This window comes from Proteiniphilum sp., from assembly GCF_040307845.1.
Taxonomy (GTDB): Bacteria; Bacteroidota; Bacteroidia; order Bacteroidales; family Dysgonomonadaceae; genus Proteiniphilum.
The window spans coordinates 14306-32500 of sequence record NZ_JAWRIS010000054.1; the positions used below are offsets into that span (position 1 = coordinate 14306).

The following is an 18195-nucleotide window of genomic DNA, read 5'->3' on the forward strand; positions in this document are numbered from 1 at the left end:
CCGTCCGGTTCAATCATATGAAATCTTCCGGTTTTGAAAATCCGCCTTCAATCAATGCCTCTTTGGCAGTTTCGTAGTCGGAACTTTTCACCTGCATCTCTATTTCTCCAAGGGTGTAAGCCATTCTGTTGGAAGTGAGATTTTTCATATAGGTCTCAATTCCCCTCATTTCCATAAATGATTGGACGATGGATACATCGGCGGGGAAAGCAAATGTTTTCACCGTAATAAAATGCTCCTCCATAGACGATATTTTTGTTATATGATCTTATTTTTAGATTAACGTAAAGATAGAGTTTTTTGTTTATAGAAACGAGATTTTGTTTATTAAAATGAGGGTTGTATGGTTTTTTACAGTATTTTTGATGATTCTATTTAGAGAAGTTAAGAAGAGACGGGGAGACTTGGAGAGTGGGGAGATCGGGAGACTGGGGGGCGAATAGTGAAAAATTACTTTTAGTTCTTCACTTTTAGTTTTTAGTTTACAAAGTCTTGGTTCTTGAATCTGAAATTGAATAATATGGAAAAAATAGCATTGGTTACGGGTGCCACTTCCGGAATAGGAGAGGCTACAGCCCTGAAACTGGCCGAAAATGGTTTCGGTGTAATAATCACCGGCAGACGACAGGATAGATTGAATCTGTTGAAGAGTAAACTCGAAGAGGGTGGTTTTCATATATTGACTCTCTGTTTCGATGTGCGGAATGAAGAGGAGGTGAATACAGCTCTGGGAAATTTGCCTTTGGAGTGGCAAAATATAGATGTATTGGTGAATAATGCCGGACTGGCTTCTGGTATGGAGCCGCTTCCACAAGGTGACAGCGTTGATTGGAACCGGATGATCGATACCAATGTAAAGGGTTTGTTGTATGTTACCCGCTCTGTTTCACAAGGGATGATTGCCCGTAAAAAAGGACATATCGTCAATATCGGATCCATTGCCGGAAAGGAGGTCTATCCCAACGGAAATGTATATTGTGCTACCAAGCATGCCGTGGATGCTTTGACAAAAGGAATGCGTTTTGACTTGCTTCCTCATCATATAAAAGTGACCCAGATCTGTCCGGGTGCCGTGGAAACAGAATTCTCCATTGTGCGTTTTCATGGGGATAAGCAACGTGCGGATAAAGTGTATGAGGGGTATGAGTGTTTAGTGGCCGATGATATCGCGGAATGTATTTGGTTTGCCGTTTCCCGTCCGCCGCACGTGAATATAAACGATATGGTTGTAATGCCTACGGCACAGGCATCGGCCTCAGTTTTTCATAAAAATAACGTGTAATCCAATGGTAAACAAAAAATATATCCATTATGAAACGAGTTTCTATCATTTTATTGATTTTGCTTATGACAGCCGGGTTTGTTGAATCACAGGAAAATATCACTTATCAGGTACCACCGGCTGAGATTCTGGATCTGGTCGATATCGAGAGAGCGCCATCAGTTAATATGGACAGCAAAGGCGAGCAAATGCTATTCCTTTACAGGAACACCTTTAAGACATTGTCAGATTTGAATCAGCCTGAGGTGCGGTTAGCAGGATTGCGTATCAATCCCGATGCCAATATATCGAGTACGGTAACCTATGTCAATAATATACGCTATAAAAAGACAAGGGAGACGGCTGTGAGGCAAATAGAGGGCTTACCTTCCGATCCTCTTATTGCGTATCTCTCTTTTTCGCCTGATGAGACAAAACTCGCCTTTACCAATACGGTAGAAAACGGAGTTGAATTATGGATTGCCGACCTGAAGACCTTGCAGGCGAAAAAACTGACGGGTGCTAAGGTAAATGCCAATGCCGGATTTCCCTATAGTTGGTGTATCGATGGATCGGGATTATTGGTAAGGATACTTCCCGAAGATCGCGCCGGCCTGATCGATACCCAAAAGGCTTTGCCCGAAGGACCGATTGTTTCGGTCAGTGACGGCCAGATATCACAAAACCGTACCTATCAGGACCTGTTGAAAAATCCGGTCGATGAGGCTAATTTCGAAACGCTGATGACATCGGAACTTTATAAGATCGGGTTCGATGGTGTGAAGAGTCGCTGGAAAGGGGCTGGCATGTATACAGGGCAATCGTTTTCGCCGGATGGGAAATACCTGTTGCTGACAACGCTTTCCCGTCCGTTTTCGTATACTGTGCCTTATTACAGTTTCCCGAACGTTACAGAGATCTATACGGCCGATGGAGATTTCTTGATGAAATTCAACGAACAGCCGTTACTGGAAAACCTTCCTATAGGATTTATGGCTACACAGGAGGGAAAGCGGAATATTAACTGGCGTTCCGACAGGCCGTCTGCCCTCTGTTGGGTGGAGGCGCTCGATAAAGGCGACCCGGAGGTGAAGGTTGATTTCCGCGATGAAGTGTTCCAGCTCGATGCCCCTTTCACCGGTGCACCCCGTTCGCTGGTGAAAACCATCAACCGTTATGCCGGCATTACCTGGGGAAACGATGAATACGCCATACTTCATGACCGCTGGTGGAATACCCGGAATCAGAAGATGTATGTTTTTAATCCTTCTGATAACAACCAACAGCCGCGTATCCTTGTCGACCGGAACTACCAGGATGTGTATGATGATCCCGGCTATCCGCAAACAGCAAAGAATGCAATGGGAACCTATACGTTGCAAATGGACGGAAATTCGATTTACTTCTTTGGAGACGGATTTACGGCAGAAGGGCAATTCCCGTTCATCGACGAACTGGATTTGAAAACGCTGAAAAAGAAACGGATCTATCAATCCGCTTATACCGACAAAGTGGAAGAGTTGGTTACGTTTGTCGATAGTAAAAAAGGAACGGTCATCATCCGCATTGAATCACCGACTGAATACCCCAATTATTATATCCGTAATATCAGGAATAAACGCACACCGGAGCCATTGACCGCCTTTGAAAATCCTTTCAAAAGTATGGATAATGTCTATAAGGAAGTGATCAGTTATAAACGTGACGATGGGGTAGAACTTACCGGTACTTTATATCTGCCGGCCGGTTACGATAGGGAGAAAAAAGAGAAACTACCCATGATCATGTGGGCATATCCTACTGAATACAAAGACCGGAGCAGTGCGGGACAAACTACAGCCAATCCCAATTCATTCACCTACCTGTCGTATGGAAACCCCATTTACTGGGTAACACGTGGTTATGCTATCCTTGATGATGCCGCTTTTCCCATTGTGGGAGAGGGGGATGAACAGCCCAACGATACATTTGTGGAACAACTGGTGGCTAATGCCAAAGCGGCGATAGATGCCGTGGACTCACTGGGATATATCGACCGGAAACGGGTTGCCGTGGGAGGACATTCTTATGGCGCATTTATGACAGCAAACTTGTTGACACATTCTGACCTGTTTGCCGCAGGTATCGCCCGCAGCGGGGCATACAACCGGACCCTCACCCCGTTCGGTTTCCAGGCGGAAGAGCGGAACTATTGGGTGGCTTCCGGGACTTATAATGCCATGTCACCGTTCATGCATGCCGATAAGATGAAAACGCCCCTATTGCTTACCCATGGGGAGAGCGACAATAATTCCGGTACACATACCATGCAGAGCGAACGGTACTTCCAGGCGCTGAAGAGTTTTGGTGCTCCCGTCCGTCTGGTGATCCTGCCGAAGGAAAGCCATGGGTATGCTGCACGTGAAAATATATTACATTTGTTGTGGGAGCAGGATCAGTGGTTGGAGAAATATGTGAAATAAGTGCCTGAGTGGTTAAGTGCCCGAGTGGATAAGTGCCCGAGTGGATAAATGTCTGAGTGGTTGAGTGGGAGACTGGAGGACTTGGTGACTGGGAGAGTGAGGGACTTGGAGAGAGGGTGATTATTTTGAGATGGTGAATTCAATCCTGTCTCCCGTACCAATCCCGTGCCGGTTTGAGAAACCTGCATTTACCTCTACTACATAGAGCGCCGGTTTTGTGGAGGCATAATTCCACTCTTTCAATGGGGTGGTGTTTGCATGAATGGTCACGATCTCCTTATTGGCATTCACAAAAAGGATGTCCAACGGAATATAGGTGTTTTTCATCCAGAAACTCTGTATCTCTTCCATACCCTGAACAAATAACATTCCGGCATTTTCCGGAATGGAGCGGCGGTACATGAGTCCGCGTGCCCTTAACTGGTTGTCATCGGCCACTTCAATGTCGATCATTGCCAATGTGTCGCTACCCAGCTGGCTTATAAAGGATAATTCTCCCTGCTTTCGGAAGGGGATATCCATTACTTCGGACTCGGTAAATATTTCCTGATCACCTCCACCCCTTTGTGTGTAGTATACTGTTAGTCCAACGATTAGAATCAATAAGATTACCAGATATATATTCCGCTTGTTTTTTTTCTTTTGTGACATATTATTTATGTTTTTTGTTGATGCTAATTGCCTTTAATTGCTTTTTATTTAAGCTCGTTTCCCTGATCTCAAGAAAATGATATGTAATTTCTGACTACAAATATATACAGATATACTTTATGAAGAGTGACTAAAAATAATCTTCTTTCAACCAAAGCTTAAAGATTGGGTCCAGGATATCTATTTTTTTTTCCTGTATGTCGATTATTTCCTTAGAGGAAAGGGCGGATTTTATTTTTGAGACATTTCCGGAAGTGCCTAAACGATAGTTTTGTAATACTTCCTGTGAAGCAAATGATTTTTCTCCGTTCAGTACAGCTCTTAGAAAATTTAGTTGTGTGGTGCTGAGGCCTTCCGTTTGTCCTGTGAAAAGTAAACTTAGCTGATTTTTAATGCTTTGCAGTGAACTGTCGACGATTTCTTTGGTGCAGGTTTTGTGGCTTCGAAGCCAGGATTGCTGGGCGAGTTGTTGCACATAATAACTGTGGTTATCGACTTTTGCGGCCATGTATTCGGCGGTTTCAAGACTGATTTTCTTACCGCTCTCTTCAAAACGTTTTTTGATGAATTGTCCCCATACGGCATTGTCGATTTTTTGTAGAAACATAATATCTCCAAATTTATAGAAGGGCATGGAGACATCGGAAAAAATATTAAGCAGCATGTGGCGCTTGCTGCCGTAAAGGCAATAAGCCACATTATGGTGATGTTGCCAGTGCGCGCGGAGTTTACGCTGAAAAGAGAGACTGTCGGTGAAATCGGCAATTGCCTGGAACTCGTCGATGCAGACGACAATCTGTATCTTTTTTGATTTGGCAATATTCTCAGCAAGGTTAAGAATGTCGTCGGGACTTTTCTGTAACCCTTCCCAGCCTATACCGAATGAAATTTCCGCCAACGAATCGGGCGAGAAGGTGATCTTTGGTAATAGTTGGGATAGAAAATCTTTGGCATTCGACGCCATCTCTTCCCAACGGCTCGCAGTGCCCCGGAGAATTTCTTTGGCAAAATGCTCATAAAATTCTGTTTCACTACGCACGTTAAAAATGTCGAGAAAACATATTTTTATATTTTTGTTTTCAGCCATCACTGTTTTTGCGACGGAATCTACCAAAGAAGTTTTTCCCCATCGGCGAGGGGAAATAATCATTGTGTTTATCAACGACTTAAAGTTGAGTGCCAGCCTCGTGCTCTCTTTCTCCCTGTCGGTGAAATTTTCCGTGTCGGTAGATTTGCCAAAAGTAAAAGGTAGTTTTGTCATATTCATCCCTCCGTTTTAAACAATATGCGGCAAAGATATAAAAAAATATCTTACCAAGAAGTATGTTACCAAATGGTATGTTACTAAATGGTATGTTACCAAATGGTATGTTACTAAAAAGTTTGAAACTAATTTGTTTGAAACCGTTTAGTTTGAAACTAAAGTGTGTAATAAGATGGTGTGTGACCAAAAGGTATGTTACTAAAAGGTGAGATTCCTTAGTGAAGGTAAAATATTCCATAAAATAACAGGAGGATTATCAGCGCCGTTATGAGTGTAACCCGTATGTTGATAAAACAGGCACGCCGCACGTCGGCATGAGTCAGATCCCTGTCGTTTTTTCCGATATAGGGCTTCTCCACTAATTTACCATGATAGGTGTTCGGTCCGCCGAAGCGGCAGTCGAGGATGCCGGCCAATGCCGATTCGGGATAACCGGAATTGGGGCTTGCGTGGCATCGGGCATATTGGTTGATAAAGCGGAACCCTCTTCCGGAGGGAGGGAACAAAACCATCAACAAAGCGGTCAGCCGTGCAGGAACATAATTAGCCCCATCATCCAGAATACGGGCGGCAAACCAGCCAAAATCGCTGTATTTCTCGTTTTTATACCCAATCATGGAATCCATTGTATTGATCATCTTGTATGCCATCATCAGCGGGATACCACCGAGTGTGTAGAAGAAGAGGGGGGCGATTACACCGTCACTGAGATTTTCGGCCAACGTCTCCAATGTTGCCGTGCGGATCTGTTTAGCGGTTAACCGGGAAGTGTCGCGTCCTACGATCCGGCTCAACTGTTTCCGCGCGGCAGGAATATCACCTTTCACCACCCACGTTTCTACTTTCATTGCTTCGGAGATCAGGCTTCGGTTGCTGATGGCATAGAAGAAGAGAATGGTGTTGATGATGTATAAAGCGACAGGGTAGGGGTAGAGCATCTTTTGAAGCCCAAATAAAAACAGGAAGACTGAGGATACCAATCCTAAAGCGACAAGTACGCCTTTCCTCTTTCTATGATCCCCCCGGTTAAACTGCCGGTCGCACCATGAAATCATGCTGCCGAACAATCTGATCGGATGCGGCAAACGATGTGGGTCGCCTATAAGCGTATCCAACAACAAACCTCCCAATAGTGGAATCAGAAAATTCTGGTATGTGATAAAAAATTGAAGCAAAGTAATATGGTCAATTTATGATTGGTTGTTGTTTGAAATACAGTTTTGCTGTCTGATTGAAACTCCTTTTCCATCCTGTATAAACAGTTTCAGTGCTTCGATGAGTTGATGGTTCCAACTTCCCTCCTGTACAGAAAGACGGAAATGTTGCAGGGTCAATCCCCTGAAATTGGACGCATTCCTGATCAACAGGCCGAAATTATCCACCAGGTACTGTTTTAATTCTGCCGATGTGCGCTCTCCCATCTTCACTAAAAAGAAATTGGTAGGCGACGCGGTCACCTCGAATTGCGGTATTGCCGCAATTTCTTGTTGCAATTGTGCTGATTCGGCACAAAGAGAAGCGGCATCCGGCAACAGTTTATCCCAATTCTCCAGGATAAAACTGCCTGCTTCTAATGCCAATACATTCACCGACCAGGGGGGGCGCAATGAGCGGATACCGTCTATTATTTGCCGGTCGGCCACAATATAACCCAGGCGTAATCCGGGAATACCGAATGTTTTAGTAAGCGAATGGACGGTAATCAGATTCTTGAATTTTCCCTGCAATGATTTCACCGATTCACCTCGCGGGCATAAGGCATCATAAGCTGCATCCATGATAAAAGCGGTCTGAGGGTTTTCACTACAGAAACGGGAAATCGTTTCGTTATCCACAATCGTTCCATCAGGATTGTTTGGCACGCCGAACCAAACCATATCGGCTTTGAAACGTACGGTGTCCTGTAATGATGTTGTTTTGGAACTGTCACTGCCCTGCAATGATTCCACCGGCAGGAATGAAAGCTTATGCCGGTAAGCACGACAGGCATCTTCATACTCCGAAAAAGCTGGATAGGGTATCACGCTCTTTGGGTTTTGAAAAAGGTGTGCGAGCAAATAGAATGCTTCCGCAGAGCCATTCGTAATCAATATATTGTTTGGAGAAACCAAATGAAAATCGGCTAATCGTGATGTTAGTTTTCGAGCATTCGGATCGGGATAATTATAGATGTTATCCATACGGTCTTTCAGATAATCCGCAATGATTGCCGATGCGTTCCGGTAAGGTATATTGGAACTGAAGTCGCACCTTATATCCGGATAGTCGTATATGTCGTTGCCATGACCTGTATGCATCCTTTTGGAAATTAAAAATTAAAAGTGAAAAATTAAAAGTGACATCGTCCAACCTTCCCACTTAGGCACTCAACCACCTATCCACTCAACCACCTAAGCACCTGTAAACATACTCCATATCCACATTCTCACGGATCAGGTCGGCGAGACGGTTATATCCCTCTTCCTTGCGGGCCGTATAATCTATAGTGGCGGAAATAGTAGGATCTATCTGATGTAGTATTTTTTCAATGACCGGGGCATTGTCCAAAATACCGTGAATATAGGTTCCCCATGTTTTGTCGTTCAGGAAATAGCCGTCCGTTTCACCGTTTTCCATATGGCAGAGTGGGCGGTTGGAAGGTGTATGTCCTGCATGTATTTCGTAACCTTTACCTGAGATGTCCGAATCAATACCAGGGGTGTCGGATCCGATGAATGAAAAACGGCATTGCCGGGTTTCTTTCCCCTCTGCCAGGGTAGTAATGACTGGAAGGATTCCCAATCCGGGCAGTGACGGGATATTTCCCTCCACACCGTCGGGATCACGCACCTCTTCTCCCATCATCTGGTAACCGCCGCAAATACCGTAAACCGGTTTTCCGTTGTGGTGATGCGCCAGAATAGTCCTGTCAAGACCTTTTTCCCGTAATGTTTTTAAATCGGATAGCGTATTTTTTGATCCCGGTATGACAATAATATCAGCTTGAGATAATATCTCCGGATTGTCCGAATAGAAAAGGTTCACGGACGGCACCAATTCCAGCATATTGAAATCGGTAAAGTTGGAGAGATGTTTCAATAATACCACTCCGATATTGATCTTGCCCGGTTCGAAAGCTGTTTTTTTCTTTTCGATCACCACACCATCTTCCTGTTCTATAAAAAGTCCCTTGCAGTAGGGAACAATACCGATTACCGGTTTTCCTGTCAGTTCTTCCAATATCTTTTTGCCATCGTCAAACAGGCTGATATCTCCCCTGAATTTATTGATGATGATCCCTTTGATGGCATCGCGTTCTGCATCGGGGAGCAATTTCAACGTGCCATATACACTGGCGAAAACGCCTCCCTTGTCTATATCGGCTATCAGAAATGTAGCGGCACCGGTATGCAGTGCCACACGCATATTCACGATGTCTTTTTTCCAGAGGTTGATCTCTGAAATGCTGCCGGCTCCTTCAATTACAATAGGGTTATAGCGGTCAGCCAGCCTTTTAAACGAACGCATTACTTCTGTAAAAAGCATATCACGATCGGTTTCAATAAAATATTCACGGGCCGATTTATTACCCGCGGGCTTGCCATTGAGGATCACTTGCGACATGGAGTTTCCGGTCGGTTTCAATAAAACCGGATTCATTTCCACAGAGCAATCGATGCCGCACGCCTCTGCCTGTACAGCCTGTGCGCGCCCTATCTCGAGATTGTCCGCGGTGGGATAGCTGTTGAGCGACATGTTCTGCGCCTTGAAGGGGGCAGGGGAGTAGCCATCCTGAAGGAATATACGGCAGAAACCGGTATTGATTACCGACTTTCCTACATCGGAACCGGTACCGACAAACATAATAGGACGAAGTTTCTTCATTGATAAAATTCCTTTATTGACGATCTCTCTTTATTCTATTTTCTTACCAAATGGTATGAAACCAAAAGGTAAGATATCATACTTTTTTTATAACCTTATGATTGTCTCTCTAAAATCGTAATTTGTCCATAAGCAATGGGCATATCAAATGCCTTTTTTACCGGCCAGTCCTTCAATAATACCTGGAATGCGCGGATAACCCCGGCATGCGTTATGACCAGTATATTACCATCGGTCTCAGGTAAATCTCCGATAAAACTCTCTACCCTGTACAACATCTCCTGATAGGATTCTCCATTCGGACAAGCTTCGTGTAAATAATCGGCAAACCATTTCTTTCCTGTCTCCGATTCGAAAATCTCATCCCATGTTAGTCTCTCCCATTCGCCGAAGTTCAGTTCTTTCAACCGTTCGTCGGGTTGCAACGGATAATCCAGCAATGAGCCGAGTTGCATACATCGGTTTAACGGACTGCAAAAAACATGATCGAAGTGTACTCCCGACAGCCTTGACCGGATGGATTCCGATTCTGTCACGAACGAATCGGCCAACGCCACATCGGTCTGTCCGTAACAGATACCTGATGGTACATTCACGCGTGTATGTCGGACGAGATAAAACTTCATGAAAATTACCAATTACTAATTACCAATTGATAAATATCAGTACATCGTTGACACTTTAATTGTCAATCCGTGTCATCAGATCGTTTACAATAAAATTTAAAGAGTTCTTTGAAATATTGCCTACTTTGCTGTCAAAAACATGGACAGCGAAGAAAAATTAAGACAGGAAGCGGTACAGTCATACCTTCAAGGAGTATCGGTGAGTTCAATATCCACGAAGCTTTCAAAAAGCCGCCAATGGATTTACAAATGGGTTTCAAGATACGAAAACAGTTCCGAGCCTCAGTGGTATAGGGAGCACTCAAGGGCTCCCCTGACACACTCCTCAGAACTGCCTGGGGATATTGAACATGCCATCATTGAAGTCCGGAAAAGACTTGCAAGGAAACCTTATTCCCAAAAAGGGGCCATAAGCATCCTTTATGAATTGAAAGAGTTAGGAATACAAGCACCTTCGGTTTCAACCATAAACAGAGTTTTGAAGAGGAACGGGCTGGTAAGGAAACCCAAGACGACAACCGGTAAGCCCAAAGAATATCCAACCCATTACTACGATGTCCAACAGATGGACCTGATCGGACCCCGATATCTGAAGGGTGGTTTCAAATTCTATGTTTTTACCGTTATCGACAAAAACAACCATATGGCTGGAGTTTATCCGATTACCAATAAGTCGGCAAAGAGTATCGTTCCCGGAATAGTTGATTTTTGGCGACTTTACCAGATGCCAGACTATCTACAGATGGATAATGAATTATCTTTCAGGGGGAGTAACCGCCATCCCAGGGGACTGGGCTTATTGCTCAGGATCGCTCTTAGTCACGGGGTAACCCCCATCTTTATTCCACCTGCGGAGCCTTGGAGAAATGGTGTAGTAGAAAAGTTCAATGATAATGTTCAAAATCTATTTCTAAACTCCCGGTTTTCTTCATTGGATGAAATGCAAGTGAAGGCAAAAGATTTTTCCACTTTCCATAATACCCAACACAGGTATTCGTCACAAAACAACAGGACTCCCGAAGAACTCGTTAGGGAAATGAAACATCTCTCAAAGTTCTCTCAGGAAGTGGATTTGAGCCACAAACCTATTGTTGGAGATAGCCAATTGATTTTTATCCGTTTCATTAGAAGTGATTTGAAACTTCATCTTTTGAACAGCACCTTTGCGGTTACTGAAAATTTGGTTTACACCTATGTAGAGGCTATTGTCCAAATTGATAAACATCTGTTGGTCGTCAAACACAAAGGTGTGGTTTACCACTATTTTGAGTTTGTGATGCCCTTGTCTTAAAAATGCAATATGTCAATGATCTCTTGATATTTTGCCTTCCTTAGAAGGCGCAAACCCTATAGGGTTTGTCAACGAAGTGTTGACACGTCTAAGAAACTTAGAACTGTCAACGATGTGATGATATGTAACACTTAACTCTTAACTCTTAACTTATTACAGTATATACCGCAACAGAAATAAGATAGAATGCCAGTTCTGAGAATTGTTGCAGCGCTCCCAATACATCGCCGGTGAAACCGCCTATCTTCCTTTCCGTATATTTTTTCAATAAAATCACGATCATCGCATATACGGGAATGGTAACCAAAATGATTTGCCAGGGCATGAAAACCAGCGGTATGAGACCGAAAGCAAGCGCTATCAGGAATGTTTGAGTATCTGTTTTTCTGCGCGTATGCATCGCTTTACTGTTTCCGGTACGGGCATAATGAGAACTGTTCACCAGAAAGATGGGCATCATTCGGCTCGAAGCATGTGCTGCGATTAGCGCCATTACAAAATGTGATGGGTCTATGGAAAGCAACAATACAAATTTCAGCAGGAACAACAGGATAAGGGCGATGACCCCATAAGCGCCGATGGTGCTCTCTTTCATGATGGAGAGAATACGCTCCCTATCGCGTCCCCCCCCGAAGCCGTCAAAGAAATCCGACAGGCCATCTTCGTGGAGTGCCCCGGTTAGTAGTACCATTCCCACCATCGCTATCACGAGGGAAACTGGTATCGGAACTATCCACCGGAACAGCCAAAACAGTCCCCCTCCAACAGCTCCCACAATAATACCGACCAACGGAAAATAACGAAACGCCTTCGTCAGGTTCTCTTCCGAATAGTCGATTTTACCCGCTGGAATACGGCTGTAAAACAGGAGCGCATGGAAAAAAAGATTGAGTTGCTGTTTCATCTTTTTGGGCCATCAGATTTTACCCACTTTCCGGATTATTTTGTTTAACGAATACTTTGGCCGTTGCTGACATCATGTACGCCGGCATCTTCGAAACCGGCCATTTCATTGAGAAAAATCAAAGCCGACCGGATGATGGGGTAGGACAGGGCAACCCCCGTACCTTCTCCTAACCTTAGGTTGAGGTGCAGGATCGGATCACCTTTCAGGTACTTGAGCATCAATATATGTCCTTTTTCGTCCGATGAATGGCTGAAGAGGGTGTTTTCGAGAATATCGGGTTGCATTTCATGTGCAGTCAGAAAAGCGGAAGTCGCGATAAATCCGTCGGCGACGATGATCATATTTAACCGTTTTGCTTCGAGTACAGCCCCGCATATCATCGCAATTTCGAAGCCACCGAAGGTGGCCAGTGTTTCGAGCGGTGTGACGGGATTGTATTTCTCCGCAACCTGTCGAAGGATATCGCATTTATGCCGTACACCTGTATCATCATGTCCGGCGCCACGTCCAACGCAATCATCAAGCGGAATACCGGTAAATTGATGCAGTAGCAGTGATGCCGGAGAAGTATTCCCGATACCCATTTCCCCAAAACCAATTACGTTGCACCCCTTTTCAAATTCCTGACGGACAAATTCCGCTCCCTTTTCCATAGCCTTGCGACAGGTCTCTATGCTCATTGCCGGTTGATGCAACATATTGTGTGTGCCACGGCCCAGCTTGGCATCAATAACGCCTGATCCGGCCGGAAAATCAAAATCAACACCTGCATCGATAATTTTCAGGTTGATACCATGCTGGTGTGCGAACACATTGATACCGGCGCCACCATGGACGAAATTCATCACCATCTGATGGGTGATTTCTTTCGGGCAGGGGCTTACCCCCTCGTCGGCAATGCCATGGTCGGCGGCAAACACCAGTATGGTTGGGTTATGCAGTTCCGGCGTCACCGTTTGTTGTATCCGACCAATCTTAAAAGCAATCTCCTCCAGTTTGCCAAGTGAACCCACCGGCTTTGTACGACTGTCGATCTTCTGCCGGAGCGCAGTTTCAATATTCATGTCTTGTTGATTTGCTAATTTATTGATTTATTGATTTATTGATTTACTGATTTGATGATTGAATAAGATTGATCTCCCCGTCTCCCTTTTCACCCGTCTCCTTTTCTCAACTCACTTAACCACCTAAGCACTCGGGCACCTAACCACTCGGGCACCTAACCACTCAGGCACCTAACCACTCAGGCACCTAACCACTCAGGCACTTAACCACATCACTTGATTTGCAAAGGAATACCTGAAATCATCAAGTAAACTTTATCGGCTGAGGCAGCAATGTGTTGGTTGATCCATCCCTGCAGGTCGGTAAAATGCCGTGATGATTCATCGGGAGCATGGAGGCCCATCCCGATCTCATTACTGACGACAATCAGCCGGAAATCCTGTTGGATCAAAGCATTCCATTCTCTCTTGGCCTCTTCTAAAGCAATCTCCAGCTTGTAGCCGTTGTCGTGGAAGATATTGGTCAGCCAGAGCGTAATGCAATCAAGAAGTACAGTCCGGCCGTCAAGTGAAAGTGAACTCAACCGTTTCTCTTCTTCTATAGTTTCCCACTGTTCTCCACGATCGGTTTGATGGCGGCGGATGCGTTGTTCGAAATCATCGTCCCAATAACGGGCGGTAGCTAAATATAACGGGTTGGCGGAAGAATATTCCGCCAACTCTTGTGCGAACCGGCTTTTCCCCGATCGTTGTCCGCCCGTAATGAAAATGATCTCACGCATTATTTTTCTATATCCGGTTTTGAACAAACATCCGTTTTATAAATCCATTGTACGGTATCGCCGGGTTTCACGTTATAACGGAATGCCAGTTTCCCTGTACTTTCCCCATTTACAGTGTAATACCAGGCCATTACGGTCCTTTCGGTTTTTATACCATTAATGGTAGTTACAAAGATATACTCTTTTACCGGATAAGATTCAATAGTCGCGCAATATTGAAGGGCAGTCATCGCCGTTAATCCTTCGAACCAGTCTATCTGGTGAGTTTCGTTGGGTTTCTTGCCGCCGTAATCGATCTCTACCGTTACCTTTCGCTGTTGGGCCTGTATGCCCAGTGCAAAAACACTTGCCAGAAAGAGGCTTGCTAATTTTTGTTTCATTATTTCCATATTTTAGAATGAATAACTGACGGACCCCATAATGCTGCGTCCCGGCATATTGTATCCGTCTTTCTCAGTGTAGTTCTCATCGAACAGGTTGGATACGGAAATCCCGACGCGTGCCTGAGGCGTTACGTTGTAGTGGGCTGAATAATCGAACACCAGATGCGCCGAATGTTGGAGGATCTGATTAGTCGCTTCATAGTCGCTTTTAGTGTAGTAGTCTTCAGGTTTTATATCGGGGCGAAGATTATCCCATGCCATCCAGTCGTTTTCGAGCCGTTTTCCGATATAGCGGGCGTTTAGGCGGGTTACAAAACCGTTGTTGGTATCGAATGTGATCCCGAAATTTCCAGTGGTGCGGCGGACATATAACATATCTTTGGTCAACTTTTTTTCATCGGGTGTATCCTTAGCCGTTATCTCATCAAACTTATTATTGAACAGGTGTGTGACACCTGCATATAGTTCGAGGCTATAGCGTGATTGAAATGCTTTGGCTATATCGGAAGAGAACATGATTTCCAAACCGTTCATCCTGCCTTTATCGGCATTGGCATAAGTAGTATACTTTTCATTGGTCTCCTCATCGGTCTTGTTATCATTGACAATTTTATTTTTGTAGAGCGCATGGAAATAGGTCACATCAATATTCAGCCATTCATTATTGGATATATTGATTCCGAAATCGAATGAGGTGGATGTTTCCGCCTTCAGGTCTTTATTTCCCCTGTATTGCGTGTTTCCAACCTGATACCTCCCGGCTGTCTTATAGGCATCGGGGACATAAAACGCGTTTCCTGCACTGGCATGGATATTCAGCAATGGGGTGAGGAAATATTTAATACCCACCGAAGGGTTGAGGTTGGAATAACCAGTGCTCTTTTTTTCATTGCCCAGAAAATCATCGGCTTTCAGCGTGAAATTCGTATAGTTATAACGAATGCCGGCATTTACAAAAAGATCTCCTTTGCTATACGCGCCCTGCACAAACGCCGACGAGGCCATGCTGCTATGATCGGGCCGGTAGGGATTTGTAGGCGTTAACTTATCGGTAAATCGCTCGGAAGAAACATTCAGCGCATCCAGATCGATTCCCCCGACCAGTTGAAAGTCGCCCCAGGTGTGCGTATCACTCAGTTTTAACCCGTATTGCTTGACCGATTCTTTGGAGTTGATAAATCCCTCCTCGGTGTTGTTGTCGTAATTACTCTCGTTGTATACGGAATAATAGGGTGAGATAAGTAATGTATTGTTGAAAGTTTTCCGTTGGATATCGAGCATGGTATTGGTACGGTCGAAGTCTTTCTTGCTCAAACCATATGAATGCCAGTAATTACCGGGCGTTTCAATATCGTTTGAAGTGACGAATATTCCCGATAAATCGGCGCTCCATAGTTCATTGAACCCAATGTTCAGTTTTCCCATGAACTGGTTGATCTGGTATTGGGTGTTGGTCATGATGTCTCCATACGATTTCTTATCGAGGATCAGCTCTTCTGTTTCTGTCATAGACAGCAGGTTTTTCTTTCCGATGCGATAGTCCTTGTCCTGTGCTTTTCTTGAAAAACCGATTGCTAAGGAAACATTATCGGAAACGCCTCCCGATGCATATCCGTTGAAATTGGTCTGCCCGAAATTTCCCGCACTGATGCTTACGTTACCGGTCCGCGTGTCGTCCGGCCTGCGTGTGATGATGTTGATTACTCCACCCATCGCATCCGATCCATACAATACGGAGTAAGGTCCTTTTACCACTTCAATTCTCTCGATAAAATCAGTCGGGATAGATGTGAGGTTGGTCGTACCGGCCGGTTTGCCGTCTATCAGTACCAGCGTGTAATTGCGGTTGTGGGCGGAAGGTGCGAATCCGCGCATACCCACCGCCGATGAGGCCCCCGGATATTGTATGATATCGAGGTTTACCGTTCGTTTCAATAGGTCGGCAGCATTGTCTGCCTGTACCGTAGCTATCTTTTTACTGTCGATGATCTCCACCTTCTGTGGAACGTTCTTGAGGGGAAGGCCCATACGGGTGGCAGTAACCACCACTTCATCCAGGTCATACGACTTCTCAGCGGATTCCTGCGCCTGGAGGAACGTGCCGGCGAAAAACAGAGCGATGACGCCCGAAAAAAATCTCTTGTTCATAAAAAAATTTATAGTTAAACAGTGAAACATGTTTGAACCATAAACTTTCGAGGGAGAGTGTGTCGTGAAATTCCGACTGACTCAACACTGCTTTTATCCCGAAAGCTTGCATGGCTGATGCTTTCGGGCAGGTCTTCCGGCTCGTTCCCGGTTATCCGTTGCCTTCCCATCCCGATTTATAGAGACAGTGACTTTCGCGTTTTCTGCGTCGGAGAACCTTGTCGGTGAAACTATATCCTACATATTCGGAATAGTCTAACCATAGGGAACATACGGCTGCGGGTACAGCTTCGGCTTCTTTACTTACGGCAAATTACCGAATTCCTTTATACCCGAAAGCGGTGCAAAGGTATTATTTTTATTTGGGATCGAAAAATGAACTATTTTGGTTTTTTTAAATGTTAAAGTTTTATTGGTTGTTGTTTTTATAATTTTTATTTTCTAAGTTTGCAGCTTAATCGGTTAAATTAGCCCATGCGTCCATCTTTAAAAGACATAGCCAATGAATTGAATCTGTCGAAAACGACAGTGTCTTGGGTATTGTCTGGACGGGCGCAGCAAAAGGGTATCAGTGAATCCACGGCTAATAAGGTTCTTGAGTATGCAATGAAACTTAACTATGAACCGAATTTGATAGCGAGAAGTTTAAATACGGGAACAACTAAGACGATAGGATTGATACTTCCTTCTATTTCCGATAGCTTTTATTCGGAAGTGGCACGAGAAATAGAGTCAGAAGCCCGAAAGAATGGTTATTCGCTGATGATAGCCAGTTCTGAATCTGATATAGACCGTGAAGATGAGATGGTCAGGTTGTTTAAAGCTAAAGTGGTTGACGGAATCATTATTGCACCTACAAAACGCTCCAAAATTGAAATTCAACGATTAATAGACCAGTCTTATCCATTAGTAACTATAGACCGTTATTTTCCAGAGTTGAATGCTACCTATATTATCATCAATAACAGAGATAGCAGCTATATGTTGACCAAACATCTTATTAATAAGGGATGTAAAAAGATAGGAATTCTGACTACAAATTCCTATCTCACAACAATGAATCAACGTAGAGAAGGCTATGAAGATGCTTTGAGGGAATCTAAACTTGGCATTGATCCGGATTTATATGGCGAAGTCAACTTTGTGGATTATGAAAAAAATATCTATAAAGTTTTAGATGATATTTTAAAAAATGTACCGGATGTGGATGGCTTCTTTTTTACGACTCATATTTTGGCACTTGAAGCATTTCAATATTTTCATAAAAGAGGAATAAAGCCTGAGTTTGAGTTTGCAAGTATCCACGAGGTTCCAATCTTTCAAGTGGTTGCACCACGCATAAATGTTGCCCGAATGCCAGTAGAAGAAATTGGAAGGAATGCGGTTAGTTTATTGATTGAACAAATTGATTTTGTTAAACAAAATCGAACCAAACGAAACAGGAAAATTGAACCTAAGCAATTAATACTTTCCTGTTCGTTGGATTTTCGAAGTTAGTAATTTTTTTAATTCTTTATTTAACCGTTTAAGTAGTTTTTTATTCGTATAGATG

The 18195-nt window shown here is 44.1% G+C and carries 16 protein-coding genes and 1 riboswitch; of the genes, 4 read left to right on the forward strand and 12 right to left on the reverse strand.

Translation table 11 applies throughout. The features are described 5' to 3' along the window. Window positions 1–13: 13 nt before the first annotated feature. The gene (locus ABV001_RS12535) at window positions 14–244 is read right to left on the reverse strand and encodes a putative signal transducing protein (protein WP_352423124.1); all 231 of its coding nucleotides are present in this window, start codon (window positions 242–244) and stop codon (window positions 14–16) included. A 276-nt stretch (window positions 245–520) separates the two neighbouring features. Here ABV001_RS12535 and ABV001_RS12540 point away from each other — a divergent pair, with 276 nt between their 5' ends. Further along, window positions 521–1282: an SDR family oxidoreductase gene (locus ABV001_RS12540; RefSeq protein ID WP_352423125.1), complete on the forward strand. Its 762-nt coding sequence runs from the start codon at window positions 521–523 to the stop codon at window positions 1280–1282. 29 nt (window positions 1283–1311) lie between these two features. Further along, entirely contained in the window at window positions 1312–3723 is a 2412-nt protein-coding gene (locus tag ABV001_RS12545; RefSeq protein ID WP_352423126.1) for an alpha/beta hydrolase family protein, read from the forward strand. Between the two features lie 120 nt (window positions 3724–3843). Here the strand turns inward: ABV001_RS12545 and ABV001_RS12550 are convergent, their stop codons facing one another. The 6 genes from ABV001_RS12550 to cobC all read right to left on the reverse strand — a co-directional run bounded on the left by ABV001_RS12550 (window position 3844) and on the right by cobC (window position 10128). Beyond that, on the reverse strand, window positions 3844–4374 hold the full coding sequence (locus tag ABV001_RS12550; RefSeq protein WP_352423127.1) for a DUF192 domain-containing protein: 531 nt from the start codon (window positions 4372–4374) through the stop codon (window positions 3844–3846). 130 nt (window positions 4375–4504) lie between these two features. Continuing rightward, the gene (locus tag ABV001_RS12555) at window positions 4505–5641 is read right to left on the reverse strand and encodes an AAA family ATPase (RefSeq protein WP_352423128.1); all 1137 of its coding nucleotides are present in this window, start codon (window positions 5639–5641) and stop codon (window positions 4505–4507) included. Between the two features lie 212 nt (window positions 5642–5853). Continuing rightward, the gene (gene cbiB / locus ABV001_RS12560) at window positions 5854–6813 is read right to left on the reverse strand and encodes an adenosylcobinamide-phosphate synthase CbiB (RefSeq protein ID WP_352423129.1); all 960 of its coding nucleotides are present in this window, start codon (window positions 6811–6813) and stop codon (window positions 5854–5856) included. A gap of 15 nt (window positions 6814–6828) precedes the next feature. After that, a complete protein-coding gene (locus ABV001_RS12565; protein WP_352423130.1) occupies window positions 6829–7935 on the reverse strand; it encodes a pyridoxal phosphate-dependent aminotransferase in 1107 nt (368 codons plus the stop codon). Between the two features lie 85 nt (window positions 7936–8020). Next, window positions 8021–9502 (reverse strand): cobyric acid synthase, encoded by a 1482-nt coding sequence (locus ABV001_RS12570; protein WP_352423131.1) that lies wholly within the window; start codon window positions 9500–9502, stop codon window positions 8021–8023. 95 nt (window positions 9503–9597) lie between these two features. Further along, window positions 9598–10128 carry an alpha-ribazole phosphatase gene (gene cobC, locus ABV001_RS12575; RefSeq protein WP_352423132.1) on the reverse strand — a complete coding sequence of 177 codons (531 nt, stop codon included), beginning with the start codon at window positions 10126–10128 and terminating at the stop codon, window positions 9598–9600. Between the two features lie 139 nt (window positions 10129–10267). Between cobC and ABV001_RS12580 the strand changes: the two genes are divergently transcribed. After that, on the forward strand, window positions 10268–11419 hold the full coding sequence (locus tag ABV001_RS12580) for an integrase core domain-containing protein (protein WP_352423133.1): 1152 nt from the start codon (window positions 10268–10270) through the stop codon (window positions 11417–11419). A gap of 145 nt (window positions 11420–11564) precedes the next feature. Here the strand turns inward: ABV001_RS12580 and cobS are convergent, their stop codons facing one another. From cobS to ABV001_RS12605, 5 genes are all read right to left on the reverse strand, one after another. Next, window positions 11565–12323 carry an adenosylcobinamide-GDP ribazoletransferase gene (cobS, locus tag ABV001_RS12585; protein WP_352423134.1) on the reverse strand — a complete coding sequence of 253 codons (759 nt, stop codon included), beginning with the start codon at window positions 12321–12323 and terminating at the stop codon, window positions 11565–11567. Between the two features lie 44 nt (window positions 12324–12367). Continuing rightward, window positions 12368–13390, reverse strand: a complete 1023-nt coding sequence (gene cobT, locus ABV001_RS12590) for a nicotinate-nucleotide--dimethylbenzimidazole phosphoribosyltransferase (protein ID WP_352423135.1) — start codon at window positions 13388–13390, stop codon at window positions 12368–12370. 212 nt (window positions 13391–13602) lie between these two features. Further along, on the reverse strand, window positions 13603–14112 hold the full coding sequence (cobU, locus tag ABV001_RS12595) for a bifunctional adenosylcobinamide kinase/adenosylcobinamide-phosphate guanylyltransferase (RefSeq protein WP_323423641.1): 510 nt from the start codon (window positions 14110–14112) through the stop codon (window positions 13603–13605). Beyond that, entirely contained in the window at window positions 14112–14492 is a 381-nt protein-coding gene (locus ABV001_RS12600) for a DUF4430 domain-containing protein (protein ID WP_352423136.1), read from the reverse strand. Before ABV001_RS12600 ends, cobU begins: the two co-directional genes overlap by 1 nt. A gap of 12 nt (window positions 14493–14504) precedes the next feature. Next, window positions 14505–16643, reverse strand: a complete 2139-nt coding sequence (locus ABV001_RS12605) for a TonB-dependent receptor plug domain-containing protein (RefSeq protein WP_323423639.1) — start codon at window positions 16641–16643, stop codon at window positions 14505–14507. 109 nt (window positions 16644–16752) lie between these two features. Next, window positions 16753–16994, reverse strand: a riboswitch (cobalamin riboswitch). A 123-nt stretch (window positions 16995–17117) separates the two neighbouring features. Here ABV001_RS12605 and ABV001_RS12610 point away from each other — a divergent pair. Beyond that, on the forward strand, window positions 17118–18140 hold the full coding sequence (locus ABV001_RS12610; RefSeq protein WP_323423638.1) for a LacI family DNA-binding transcriptional regulator: 1023 nt from the start codon (window positions 17118–17120) through the stop codon (window positions 18138–18140). The last annotated feature ends 55 nt before the right edge of the window (window positions 18141–18195 follow it).